Genomic DNA, 12,370 nt, shown 5'->3' with positions numbered 1-12,370 from the left:
GGCGGGTATGCACTCGAATTCCGCCCCGGAGGTACTGACTCGACCCTGACAGGCTTAGTCAGTATCAGTTCGACTACCCGGACTAATTGTACGGATTTGCATACCCCGGAAGACTGCCTTGCGCAGTGAACTGGGTCCCGAAAGTTGGACTAGCTAAATAATAGTCCCTGCTCAGGCTACAAGGTTATGGCGCCGATTCGTGTTGCACCAATCGATGTACGCTTCAATTTCCACTTTGGGCTCTCCAAGATCCCTAAAGTGCTCTCCATGGAACATCTCCGACTTGAGACTGGTTGGGTCCCTTTGAGCGGTCCAGCATCTATGCGATAGCTCACTGATTCTCTCTAACCCATTCATCCCATAACCGGGACGGCGTCATTCCATCCAAGGAACCATGGGGGACGTTCCTGATTGTAAATGTCCTTCCATTCATCGGCCGCATACTTTGCCTCCACCACGGTATCCGTGATTTCCCCAGAGAGCTGTTCACGCCGGAACTGCGCATTAAACGACTCAATAAAACCGTTCTGCCAGGGCGAACCTGGATCGATAAACGCAGTGCGCACCCCAACATTGTTGCACCAATCCACCAGCACGCCGGCAGTGAATTCAGGCCCGTTATCGCACCGCACGAACGTCGGTTGGATTCCGTTTTCGGCAATGATGCCCTCCAAAACATCCACCACGTCCGTAGCCTTGAAAGACCGGCGGTCAATGATTGAGCTGTCAGGGTCAAGGGCTTAACCACTTTTGATGATGAACCGGGCACGGGAACCACGCCGCTGCGAAGTTCGGTGTGCCAACCGCTGCTGCGAGTGCAGCCAAGCAGATCGAATGAGCTCTGAATATCGTTCAATCCCGTTAGACGTACGAATAACAATGCCAGGCGCCCAGGGCGTCTGCAAAGTCAGTGACTGGTGTCCAAACCGATCAGCGACAACACTCGGTCAGGATGATTGCGTAGCTTCCGCGTAGCCTTCGCCAAATTACTGTGCCCGAGATTCTTAAGTAACGAAATCGCGATATTCCTCAACGTTGCCATCGCGTGCGGAGCATTCCCGGTCCTGACTTGAGATTTATCCTCCAGCCAAGTCACGTCCCGCCTCCAATGCAGGCCGTTCTCAATACCCCAATGCTTTTGAACCCGTTCGCCCAACTCTCGGGGACTTGCAAGATGTGTCGGCAACGACGTCAATGCATGCACCGTCTCAAGATGCCACTTCGTTGAGTTTAACGACCGTGATTTACGGGTGATCTGCATTGCTTGGGTCGCATGCGGGAAACTAGTCCCGGTGGTCACAGTGACGCTTTTGACTGTGCGAATGGTCCGACGCCCATTCTTCGTCTGAATAGTACGATTACCTTCCGGCATAGCGTCCCATGGGAATTGCTCAAGCTCAGCCAAAAGCTTGGCTTGGTTGCCTTTGACAGTAAAAATATAGTGCGCTTCACGCCCATGCAGATACCTAGCATGTCCCTTTTGCGTATGTAGGGCATCGGCTGTCACGACGGTACCTTTAAGGTCCGTCACGTGATCTAACAAGGTTGTGAACTGGGTAATCTCGTTGGTTTTGACTCCCAAAGAAACTTGGCTGAGCACCGCGTGGGAGTCTTGGTCAATGGCTGATAACAGATGCACGCGTGGGTGGTTTCCGTTCTTCGCTCCGCGGACCTCTTTGCCATCGATAGCGATCGCTCTGATTCTTGTGTTGTGGCGTGTTCGGTGACGTAAGTTTCGGGCCCAATCAGCAAGGAGCAGCTCAAAAGTTCGGGTATCCAGGAGCTGAAGTACCCTGGCGATCGTTGTAGCGTGGGGTGCTCCGATGCCGTATCTGGCCAGCTGTTGTGGGGGCTGTGTCTTGAGCCCATTCAGCGATCTCAACCAGGCTTTTCGCTCCTGCGATGACCGCGCAGATGACGATGACTAAGATATGGGCTAGCGGATGGCGGATGCCGCGTTTGGCGCGGGGATCTGGGAGTGCCGCTAAGCTGCGAAGGAATGTTTTGGGTTGAATGATGTCGGGGTGGAGTCCTTCAAATTGGTCAATGAAGGCATGCAAATGAGACGATGGCACGTAGGAACTCCTGTGCTGACATGTGGGCTTGAACATTCACATGTTTAACAGGGGTTCCTGCCTATTTAAAGCCAGATCAAATTTGTCTCAGATTTTAAGACGATTTGACCGGTTCAGGACTCTGCAGACGCCCTGGAGCAGGACTACTTTTGATGCACCGAAAACAACGCCTAACTAGTAGCTCCCGGCATGCAGCTCCATGGGCCCCAAGCCTCAAACACGGCAAGTGGATCTTGTATTCAGCTATTCTGCCGATGACTGGCCTAGTAAACGGTCCGCAATTGGCTAGCGGGAACCCACATCTCTTCGCCGTCGCGGTCGATCTGACGCCAGGCGCCCTGTCGCGCAACAATAATTACCGCGGTATCTGCCGGGAGAATGCGTACCAGCGAATGGTGGTCGCCCGGACCGCGTCGTGCGTTGAGTCGAATCGTGGTCAGCGCTCGCTGATTTGGTACGGCGATCAGACCGCCACGCGCTGGACGTGCCGGGATCTCCTGCAGGTACATACTCGGTACCCAACCGAGAAGTTTTCCTGCCTGAACCTGGGACCAGAGGCCCTGCTGGAGCATCGAACGAACCTTGTTGCCCTGATCTATGACCTTTAGTACGGGATATCCCGTGCCGCTGCCCTTGCGCAGGTTCAGTGTCGCCGTGGTTACGTGGGTCGCTTCAATCAGCGAGTAACGGGAGAGCACCGGTTCGGCGTAGTCATCCTCGTCTTCGTTCTCGGCCACAACTGGCTGATCAAAGACTGTCGGGATTGGCTCCAAATAGATATTGGGCAGCCAGCCGTAAATTCCGTTAACAAACACATGGGCCCAAGATCCTTGAACTTCAATCAAGGCGAGCTCGGTGAGCTCGGCAAGGTTGCTCTGCACAACATAGTGCCGTCCGGCACCCTTGCGCAGTTTCAGCGAGGCAGTAGTCCGATGGGTTAACGTTACTGACGACGTCAAAGCCGACTTATGCGGTAAGCCCAATGGGTTCACAACCACCTCAAATAAAAACTTAGGGAAGCAACCGAAGGTTGCTTCCTAAGTTTATTCCATTTTCAGAAGATGCGTACTTCCTACACGATTAGTCATCGGATGGACGAGAGCCGAGCTCAGCATCCAGACGCAAAAGACCACTACCGTCGTTGCCAATTAGCTTCACGCGATCCAGAATTTCAGAAACGGTTGCCTCTTCTTCAATCTGCTCATCGATGAACCAGTGCAGCAGTGGAAGGGAGTCAATGTCTCCCTCGGTCTGAGCCAGACGGTAAAGCTCACGAATTGCTTCGGAGACCTTCTGCTCATGAGCCAACGATGCTGCAAAAGCATCAGCAACGCTCTTGATGTTCAGCTCTGGTGCTGGCTGCTCGCCAATCTTCGGGTGAGCCGAGCGGTCAGTCATGTGAGTGATGAACTTTTCTGCGTGCACAACTTCCTCGCCAGCCTGGGCGCGGAACCAACCAGCGATACCTGGAAGGCTCTTAACGTCCATTTCAACTGCCAGCTGACGGTAAACCGTGGCTGCGGTTAGTTCGAGAGTTACCTGAGTGCTGAAGGCTTCTGCCAGTTTTCCTGTAAGTTCCATGTCTTTAGACTAGGACGATTTCCCCTACTTGTCACTGAAGTTTGCACTCACTTAGTCCAACCCGAATTAGGGAATCATCCCACGTTGCGAGCAAGTAATCGTAGCCGATGCTAACCAAGGTTAGGTAAACCGAACAGCACCTAAACTACCGGCTAAGTCCAGCTCTGCGCAGCGCCTCTGCCATAGCAGTGTTGCCCGAAGCAGCCGGCTGCCGTTCTTGCGCCCCAGCCTTACGGTTCTGCTGTCCACCACGCTGATTTTCACCGCGCGCAGAAGGAGGAGGAGCACTGGTCGTTTTGCGCTGGCGCGAAGCACCGTTGTTGTTTGGTTCTCCAGCTACAGGTAGCTCATCATCCAGACGCAGGGTGAGAGATATACGTTTACGGACACTGTCGACTTCCAAAACCTTGACCTTAACGATCTGTCCGGAGCTAACTACCTCACGCGGATCAGAGATGAACTTAGAGCTCATTGCGGACACGTGAATCAAACCGTCCTGGTGGACGCCTAAATCAACAAACGCTCCGAAGGCAGCAACGTTGGAAACCGTTCCTTCAAGAATCATGCCCGGCTTAACATCTTTGAGGCTCTCAACGCCTTCCTTGAGGGAAGCGGTCACAAATTCGCCACGCGGGTCACGAGCCGGACGACGCAATTCAGAAATAACGTCGCGGATCGTTGGCTCACCGAATTGTCCAGTGACAAAGTCCTGAACGCTAAGCTCTTCTAGTCGACGCCCTTGAGCTTCGGCCGCCTGCTGTAGTTTCTTGGCCAAGTCATATGCTTCGGGGTGGACCGACGAAGCATCTAGCTGTTCCTTGCCTCCGGTGATGCGAAGGAATCCCGCGCACTGCTCAAAGGCCTTGGCACCTAGGCGAGGAACCTTGAGCAGAGCCTTGCGTGAGGCGAATGGACCATTAGCGTTTCGGTGATCAACAATGTTCCGGCTGAGCAGTGGGCCCACACCAGCCACACGAGAGAGTAATGCTGGGGATGCAGTATTAACGTCTACGCCGACCGCGTTCACACAGTCTTCAACGACGGCATCCAGGGCACGATCTAGCTTGGAAGCAGTAACGTCATGCTGGTACTGACCAACGCCGATGGACTTTGGATCGATCTTGACCAGCTCAGCCAATGGGTCCTGCAGGCGGCGAGCAATGGACACGGCTCCACGTAGGGACACATCCATATCGGGTAGTTCTTGGCTTGCCAGTTCTGAGGCGGAGTAGACCGACGCACCGGCCTCGGAGACGATCACCTTACTGATCTTCGAATCGCCCAAGGCCTTGATGACCTCAGCCGCCAAACGGTCTGTTTCGCGCCCAGCGGTTCCGTTGCCCACGGCGATGAGGCTCGTTCCATGCTTCTTGGCTAGCTGAACCAAAGTTGCTAGGGACTCGTCCCACTTCTTCACCGGAGCATGAGGATAGATCGTGGCAGTTTCAATACACTGACCGGTCAGATCCACTACCGCGACCTTCACGCCGGTACGGAGTCCAGGATCCAAGCCAAGCACTGCCTTATTTCCCGCCGGAGCAGCAAGCAAAACGTCGCGGAGATTGGAGGCGAAAATCTTCACTGATTCATCTTCTGCTGCGTCAAAGAGTCGCGAGCGAAGATCAGACTCAAAGCGGGTTAACAGGCGCGCTTTCCAGGCCACGCGGACGGTCTGGGAGATCCAGGACGCAGCTGGCGCACCGGTAGGAACATTGAGACCCAGCGACGCGGTGATCGCATTTTCGTATCCTTGGCGTGCCTGGGCTACCGCCTCTTCATCGTGTGGATCAGCTTCAGCCAGCTGCAGGTTCAAAACGCCTTCACGTTCGCCACGCAGGAGCGCCAAAACCCGGTGTGAAGGCAGCCGGTCCAGATTAGCAACGTAGTCCAGATAATCGGAGTACTTGCCCTGGCCTTCGGTGCTGGCAGTGGGTGAAACGCTGGCAGAAATCTTGCCAGTCTTCCACAAGCGTTCGCGTAGTTCACCGGCCAGTGCCACGTCTTGAGATACCCGCTCGGTGACGATGGAACGTGCACCGGAAAGTACGTCGGCTTCGGCGGCAAATCCGGCCTCGGCATTGAGATACTTTGTTGCCGCTTGCTGCGGGTCAGTTGAAGGAGTGGAAAGCAATAGGTCTGCCAGCGGCTCCAACCCTGCCTCACGAGCGATCTGAGCTTTGGTGCGGCGCTTGGATTTGAAGGGAAGGTAAATGTCTTCCAACTCAGCCTTGGTGGCCGCTGCTGCAATGGCGGCCGAAAGCTCATCGGTGAGCTTGTCTGCTTCGGCGATCGCTTCGCGCACCACAACTCGTCGGTCTTCAAGTTCGCGCAGGTACCGCAGGCGCTCTTCAAGTAAACGTAACTGGCTATCGCTGAGTGTTCCGGTGACTTCTTTTCGGTAACGAGCGATAAATGGAACGGTTGATCCCGAATCAAGTAGCTCTACCGCTGCCTTGACCTGCCACGTGGCAACCGTGGATTCAGTGGACAGTTCCTTGGCCAGCTGAGCGATGATTCGCTGTTGCACACCGTGGTCACTTACTGTGTTCTTCTGCTCGCTACTCACCGATCCATTGTGTCTTAACGGCTCTAAAGTTCAGATGATCGACTCGGTTAGCATTCAGCTGAAATTCATTATCGGTCGCTAGAATTTAGTTCCATGGGGAAAGTGAAATTTCGTAAGGTGGCATCGGTATTTGCGATAACATCAGTAGCACTGCTTAGTGCCGGATGTTCTGTAGTTGAAGACACCGCATCTCGTGCGTCAGACCAACTCACCGACGCTGCCAGCAAAGAACTCGTACGTCAGGCGTGCGCTCCGATTCAAGACGGCACCATCAATTCCAGTGAGCTTCGTGTGCTCTCCTCCATTGTGGGGTCTGTAGAGGGCGGCGGCCTTCCGGAGGATATGGTCAACGTTCTCAACGAGTTGGCTGATTCCGGGGATAAGGCCCCGGCAGCTCTCCAGGATCGGTTAAAAACCTCCTGTGACAACGCCACCGCCCAGAGCAACTAACAAATCAGTTCCCACGCCAGTGATCTAGAATTTTGTCATGGTTGAAATTCCCACCAGTGGCAAAGTACGACTCGACGCTTGGTTGTGGTCTGTTCGGGTTTACAAGACTCGCTCCGCGGCAACTACTGCCTGCCGTGCTGGGCATGTGCGTTTAAACGGAGATCCGGTTAAGGCATCACAAAATGTGGTCTCCGGAGATCGGGTTCGTGTGCGCAAAGACGGTTTTGACCGAGACCTTGAAGTCACCGGCTTGCTCTCCAAACGAGTTTCAGCTCCGGTAGCCACCAAGTGCTATATCGATCATTCTCCACCGCGTGAACGGATGGTGGTCCCGCAAGTTCCTTTGCGCGAGCGTGGTGCCGGGCGTCCCACCAAGAAGGACCGCCGCGAGATGGATCGCTTGCGTGCTTCCTGGCAGGAACCCGGCTCCGAGCAGTAGCTCTCTTATGACTCTTTAGATCTAGGACAGCTCGATGACTGGCACGTCTGTCTCAAAGTTGAAGATTTGTGAGTAGAACGCCAACGACGATTCCAAAGCCCGCACAATATTCTCCGACTTCCTGAATCCATGCTGTTCACCTTCAAAGAGAATGTAGGCGTGCTTGATACCGCGGGCAGCGAGCGCATCAGCAACAACCTGCGATTGGGCAGGTGGCACCACCTTGTCCTCGTCACCTTGCAGCAGCAGTACCGGGCAAGAAATCTTTGATACGTGATTGATCGGGGCACGCTTCTCATACAGGTCGGCGGCTTCTGGGTAAGGGCCCACCAAAGAGAACATGTACTGGGATTCAAAATCGTGAGTATGCTGCACCAGACCTACAAGGTCTGAGACACCGTACCGGCTGATCCCTGCGGTAAATACGTCAGCGAAGGTCAGTGCACAAAGAACGGTCCAACCGCCGGCGCTACCGCCTTCAATGCCGATCCGCGCCGGGTCAGCTATTGATTGACCTATCAGTGCGTTGATCACCGCAACGGTGTCGGCAACATCAACAACTCCCCACGAGCCGCGCAATCTGTTGCGGTATTCGCGACCGTAACCGGTTGAGCCACCGTAGTTCACATCAATAACACCGATGCCGCGCGAGGTGTAATAGGCCACCGCTGCACTCAGTGTTGCCGTCGCCTGACTGGTTGGTCCGCCGTGAACGAAGGTGACAAATGGTGGCAGCTCGTCCTCTACGCCGGCATAGCCTGCTTGGGTTGGGCGGTAGAGCAGCGCGTGTACCGATTGGCCTGCCAGGTTTTTGCATTCAAATTCTTCAACCTCTGGCAGCATGGCTGGGTCAGGCAAGCTCTGAATAGAACGAGTGATCTCGCGGTGTTCCAAAGTTTCGATATTGATCAAGATGATCTGCTCACCGTGAGTCATCGATGAGGTGCCGGCCAACAGCCAGTCGTCTTTGAGTGCCAAAGGACGGATCCCGGTGAAGGGAAGGGAAATGTCGTCCAGTCCCCCGGTCACCGAATGCACTCGTGCCAAGGATTTGGTTCCAGTTCCGTATGAGCAGAGCAAGCTATGTGGGTTTTCCACCAGGTACCAGCTGGTGCCTAACTGCCATAGTGGTCCTGCAAATTCTGCAGGACGGTCAACTAGTCGAGTGGTGCGTGAAGACCCATCCTGATAAACGTAGGGATTCCACCAGCCGCTGGCATCAGAGATGAACGCAATGCGGTCATCATCAAGCCATTCAGGTTGCATCACTGAGACATCTTCGCCACCGGCAATGATATTGCTATTAAGCACTCCTGCTTCAGTCATCTCGGCAAGGTGCAAGTTGGTGGAGTCCCACGGCATATTTGGGTGTTCCCAACTGATCCACGTCAGCTTCTCACCATTAGGGCTTAAGCGCGGAGCCGCTACAAAGCGGGCCGGAGCGCTCAGAATTCGTATGTTGGAAAGGTCTTGGGCAGCACTGCCGTCCAAGGGAATGGCCACGATGTGTCGTACAGGTTCTGCCCGCAGGTCTTCCATGATGGCCAAGACGCTACCTTCGGGACCACGCTTAAACTCTGCAAAACGTAGCGCCGGGTCAGCATCAACCATGCTTTCTGGGGTAAGTGGAGTCGGTTCGCCTTCGCCAATAGTTAAGGAATAAACACGCTGGTCGCTGAAGTTAGCAAAGATTATTTGTGCGGCGCCCTGTTCGATGAGCGTCCAGCTCGCTCCACCGTATTCGTGGACTCGTGAGCGAACGTTGAACGGGGCATCAACCAGCTGTTTGCCAGCTTGGCCGTTGCTGTCGTAATCGACCAGGGTGATGCGGCCACCTTCAGCGGGGCGTCCTTCTTGGACAATAATCCGCTCGCCGTAGAAGCAGGCGCCGCCCAATGGCTTGGTCCCTGCAGCAACGTCTTGTGCTGTGATTGATGAGGGCCAGGATCCGAAAGGCAAGTGCATAGGCATATTCTTGATCCTAGCGATCTTTGGGATACAGAACGACCCCTAAGAAGATTCATGTTCAAGAGCTTGGAAAACAATGAGTAAATTTGCCGTATTTCTTCGCGGAGTGAACGTTGGTGGCGTAAAGGTCCTTATGAAGGACTTGTCGCAGTTACTGCTATCCGCCGGCTTCACCGAGGTCAAGACCTTGCTGGCCAGCGGTAACGTGGTGCTTTCATCAGAAGAGTCTGACCCGCAGATCATTCAAGCTACTTGCAATGAACTTCTGGCAACGCACTACCAACGCGAGATCCCCACGTTGGTTTATACCGCCGAAGAAATCAAAGAATTATCCGGACCTTTTGGGATGCCTCTGCCTGATCCAGTGGCAGAGCATCACTGTTATCTCACGCTGTGCCAGAGCGAAGATGATGCCCTAGCTATGGGCGAGGCCATCAAGACGTTAGATGACTCCAGAGAATTATTGATCATCGGCCGGGCCATCTGCTGGATCGTTTCTAAGGGAACCAGCACCACTGACCCAGTAGCGAAGCTGATCCAGGCCCAAGCCAAGCGAAGAATCATCACGACAAGAAACCACAACACACTGGTGAAAATCGCCAAGATTGTTGGCTAAGGCTCAGACAGGCAATAATTGGGCATTGACCACACTTCGCCGACTCCGCTAAGGGCTCTGGAATGTATATTCTGATCGAACTCGTCGGCATCTTCTTCTTCGCCGTTGCAGGATCTTTAATGGCTGCCCGGCGCGGATTTGATCTCTTAGGTTCTGCCTTCCTCGGTGGAGTCTGCGGTTTGGGCGGCGGAGTGGTCAGAGATTTGATCCTTAACGAGTCCCCTGCGACCTTCCAGCATCCGATCTACTTTGTGCCACCAGCCTTGGCCGCGTTGTGCGTTTATGCCTTCACACCGGCGGTAAAGAAATTGCACCGACTCATTCAGCTTTTTGACGCTGCAGGGCTGGGCCTATTCTGTGTCACCGGCACCCTCAAAGCGTTGGAACATCACTTCAATCCGGTAACTGCCGTGCTGCTAGGCATTATTACCAGTGTGGGCGGCGGATTGCTGCGTGATGTCATTTCTAATGTGACCCCGGATCTGTTCAACCCCCGCGATATTTATGCGATGGCTGCCATGGTGGGTTCAGCTCTCACAGCTGTAGCCTGGCACGCTGGATTGATGAACGCTGCGGTCGGAGCAGGTATCGCTGCGCTGGCCTTTATCATCCGTGTTGCGTCGTTGCGTTTCGGTTGGTCGGTGCCTTTGGCCGCCGGACACTGGCACCGTCCGAACCCCAGCGCACCGGGGTCAGACGGTCCGCAGCGTCACTACTTCTAGGTTCGCACTGATTCTAGGTTCGCGCTGAACCCTAGTCGATGCGTTCGAGCTTGCCCATTTCTTCAGTCGTGGGCGCATCGTCTTCAATGGTCCGTGATGGGTTGATGATCACTGCACCGATGAGCATCACGATGAGGCAACCGCCGAGCATCGAGAACGCAGCACCCCAAGAGTCCGTAGCTTTCTGCACGACACCAAAGAGCATTGGAACCACTGCTGCGCCCGCATAGCCCAGCCCCTGGGCAAAGCCGGAAAGCACACCCGAACCGTAGGTGGTTCGCGAACGCAAGTTCATCATCAGCAGGGCGACAGCAAAGGTGCCCTGACCCAGCCCGGCAGCGCAGATCCACAGCACGGTGTTATGGGTTGGTGAGAGGAAAATACCTAGGTGCCCAACGATCCAGCAGGCGGTGAAAATCAGTACTGCGACAATCGGGTTTTTAGTCTTGGAACCCATAGCGGAACCAGCAGGCTCATCGGCAGGCCAAGGATGGCAAAGAGTGCCAGCATGTTGCCCGCGGTGAGTTCATCAAGTCCACGGTCTTGCAGATACGGTGGCAGCCAAGTGAAGTACACATAGGTCTGGGCTGAGTTACCTGCCAGGAAGATCGCCAGACCCCAAGCGACTTTGGACTTCCAGGGGTTGATCTTGATAACCGGATGAGGCACGCCATTGGCACCGACCAGATGCTCCGAGCGCTTGACCCCGCGGTCAGCAAAGAGCTGAAGGATCCAAGGGATCAATACGATGCCCGAAAGTGCCGCCCAAGCTCCGATGGAGACTTGCCAGTTGCTCACATTGGCCAGTGGGACCGAGAACTGTGGTGCCATCCAGGTACCCACGGCAATCATGGTGACGTAGCCGCTGGTGACCATCCCGATGCGTTCTGGGAAATATTTCTTAACCAGTGGCGGCAGGACTACGTTTCCCATTCCATATCCGGCCAAGGCCACGATGGATAGGGCGAGGAATGAGTAGACCTCGGGCATAAAAACTCGTGCCAGCTGTCCAAGTACGGCACAGGCGAGCGAGATGATCAAGGTCTTCTCAAGCCCAAAAGTCTTGATCAGTCGCGGAGTGAGCAGGCCGAAAACTGCAAAGACCACCGGGGCAAGCATTGCCAGCAGACCGGTGGTGAGTTCGGTAAATTCAATGTCCGTCTTGATCCTGGCTAACAGGGGCGGGACAGAAACTACCGCCGCACGAAGCGACAGGGCGAGCATAAGGATGCCTACAAGCGCCCCGATCCGTCCGCGTAAAGACGTGGAGTCGCTGTCTTTCGCCATTGAAGTCTTCCTGCTTAGTGTTGGTTGAGATTCCCCAACTTTTTGATTGATGAGACTAACTCTAGTAAGCGATCGAGCTCACCAGCAAAATTACGTTGGTACCAATTGCTTGGAAGTGAAAGAGAAGCGTAGAGTCCCTCACCGGTGAGCATCACCAAATGGGCGAGATCTTTGCTGCCCACATCTTCGAGAATAGCCCCGTACCATCGCTCGTTGGTGCTTTCGATTTTGTCTGTGGCGCTCTTGACTCCAGCCTGCGCCAGCCGGTGGAGGGCCACAAGGTGGCGGTCCAGTTCCGTGTCTACTTCGGCGCTGGTGCGGATGAAGTAGGCAGCGCCGCCTTCTGCTGAGTTGCTCATAAGTTCAACGTCATGGGCAATGTGTACTTCAGCGGCTTCGATAACCGCTTCAGCTAGCGCTTCTTTCGACGCGAAGTGATAGAGCAGTCCCCCTTTGGATACGCCGGCGCGTGCTGCGGTGGCGTCCAGCGTTGCTGCGCGTTCTCCTTCTTCGCATAACAGCGATATGTAGGATTCCAGCACTTTGTTGCGAGCAGCAGGTGGGCGGGCCATGGCTCTCCGTTTCGTTGGGGCGGTGATCAATTCAACCTTATCGTCAATTGTAACTGTACCGTCTAGACGGTACAGTTACAATTTGTGGGCAAAC

The 12,370-nt window shown here is 54.7% G+C and carries 14 protein-coding genes and 1 pseudogene; 4 read left to right on the top strand and 11 right to left on the bottom strand.

The window, feature by feature from the left end:
- Positions 1–171 precede the first annotated feature (171 nt).
- The 7 genes and pseudogenes from N6V40_RS17625 to N6V40_RS06350 form a co-directional block, all read right to left on the bottom strand.
- A complete protein-coding gene (locus tag N6V40_RS17625; RefSeq protein ID WP_131089032.1) occupies positions 172–357 on the bottom strand; it encodes an IS3 family transposase in 186 nt (61 codons plus the stop codon).
- Positions 332–722, bottom strand: a pseudogene (locus tag N6V40_RS06370) (integrase core domain-containing protein); the annotation flags it as partial. The gene N6V40_RS17625 and the pseudogene N6V40_RS06370, both read right to left, overlap by 26 nt.
- 185 nt (positions 723–907) lie before the next feature.
- The gene (locus N6V40_RS06365) at positions 908–1,840 is read right to left on the bottom strand and encodes an ISAs1 family transposase (RefSeq protein ID WP_396268627.1); all 933 of its coding nucleotides are present in this window, start codon (positions 1,838–1,840) and stop codon (positions 908–910) included.
- Positions 1,761–2,111, bottom strand: a complete 351-nt coding sequence (locus tag N6V40_RS17620) for a transposase family protein (protein WP_131089034.1) — start codon at positions 2,109–2,111, stop codon at positions 1,761–1,763. Before N6V40_RS17620 ends, N6V40_RS06365 begins: the two co-directional genes overlap by 80 nt.
- Before the next feature lie 227 nt (positions 2,112–2,338).
- A complete protein-coding gene (locus tag N6V40_RS06360) occupies positions 2,339–3,067 on the bottom strand; it encodes an SH3 domain-containing protein (protein WP_262199434.1) in 729 nt (242 codons plus the stop codon).
- Between the two features lie 88 nt (positions 3,068–3,155).
- Positions 3,156–3,656 (bottom strand): ferritin, encoded by a 501-nt coding sequence (locus N6V40_RS06355; protein ID WP_131089036.1) that lies wholly within the window; start codon positions 3,654–3,656, stop codon positions 3,156–3,158.
- A 145-nt stretch (positions 3,657–3,801) separates the two neighbouring features.
- The gene (locus N6V40_RS06350) at positions 3,802–6,222 is read right to left on the bottom strand and encodes a Tex family protein (protein WP_262199433.1); all 2,421 of its coding nucleotides are present in this window, start codon (positions 6,220–6,222) and stop codon (positions 3,802–3,804) included.
- Positions 6,223–6,315: 93 nt separating this feature from the next.
- Here N6V40_RS06350 and N6V40_RS06345 point away from each other — a divergent pair, with 93 nt between their 5' ends.
- Positions 6,316–6,672, top strand: a complete 357-nt coding sequence (locus N6V40_RS06345) for a hypothetical protein (RefSeq protein WP_131089038.1) — start codon at positions 6,316–6,318, stop codon at positions 6,670–6,672.
- A 37-nt stretch (positions 6,673–6,709) separates the two neighbouring features.
- Positions 6,710–7,111 (top strand): Hsp15 family ribosome-associated heat shock protein, encoded by a 402-nt coding sequence (locus tag N6V40_RS06340; RefSeq protein ID WP_131089039.1) that lies wholly within the window; start codon positions 6,710–6,712, stop codon positions 7,109–7,111.
- A gap of 21 nt (positions 7,112–7,132) precedes the next feature.
- Here the strand turns inward: N6V40_RS06340 and N6V40_RS06335 are convergent, their stop codons facing one another.
- Positions 7,133–9,076 (bottom strand): S9 family peptidase, encoded by a 1,944-nt coding sequence (locus N6V40_RS06335; protein WP_262199432.1) that lies wholly within the window; start codon positions 9,074–9,076, stop codon positions 7,133–7,135.
- Between the two features lie 79 nt (positions 9,077–9,155).
- On the opposite strand from N6V40_RS06335, the gene N6V40_RS06330 reads away from it, so the two are divergent.
- Together N6V40_RS06330 and N6V40_RS06325 are read left to right on the top strand one after the other, a co-directional pair.
- Positions 9,156–9,695, top strand: a complete 540-nt coding sequence (locus tag N6V40_RS06330) for a DUF1697 domain-containing protein (RefSeq protein WP_131089041.1) — start codon at positions 9,156–9,158, stop codon at positions 9,693–9,695.
- A gap of 62 nt (positions 9,696–9,757) precedes the next feature.
- Positions 9,758–10,417, top strand: a complete 660-nt coding sequence (locus tag N6V40_RS06325) for a trimeric intracellular cation channel family protein (RefSeq protein ID WP_131089042.1) — start codon at positions 9,758–9,760, stop codon at positions 10,415–10,417.
- 31 nt (positions 10,418–10,448) lie between these two features.
- On the opposite strand, the gene N6V40_RS06320 is transcribed toward N6V40_RS06325, so the two are convergent.
- From N6V40_RS06320 to N6V40_RS06310, 3 genes are read right to left on the bottom strand one after another with little or no spacing between them, the layout of a single operon-like run.
- Positions 10,449–10,874 carry a hypothetical protein gene (locus tag N6V40_RS06320; protein WP_262199431.1) on the bottom strand — a complete coding sequence of 142 codons (426 nt, stop codon included), beginning with the start codon at positions 10,872–10,874 and terminating at the stop codon, positions 10,449–10,451.
- A complete protein-coding gene (locus N6V40_RS06315; RefSeq protein WP_262199430.1) occupies positions 10,835–11,704 on the bottom strand; it encodes an MFS transporter in 870 nt (289 codons plus the stop codon). The genes N6V40_RS06320 and N6V40_RS06315 overlap by 40 nt, the downstream gene beginning before the upstream one ends.
- Positions 11,705–11,718: 14 nt before the next feature.
- The gene (locus N6V40_RS06310; protein ID WP_262199429.1) at positions 11,719–12,306 is read right to left on the bottom strand and encodes a TetR/AcrR family transcriptional regulator; all 588 of its coding nucleotides are present in this window, start codon (positions 12,304–12,306) and stop codon (positions 11,719–11,721) included.
- Positions 12,307–12,370: the final 64 nt, after the last annotated feature.

Origin of the sequence: Glutamicibacter sp. M10, from assembly GCF_025452055.1 — a bacterium.
Taxonomy (GTDB): Bacteria; Actinomycetota; Actinomycetes; order Actinomycetales; family Micrococcaceae; genus Glutamicibacter.
Note: the sequence above shows the minus strand (reverse complement) of the source record. Positions and strands in the feature narration are given on the sequence as shown.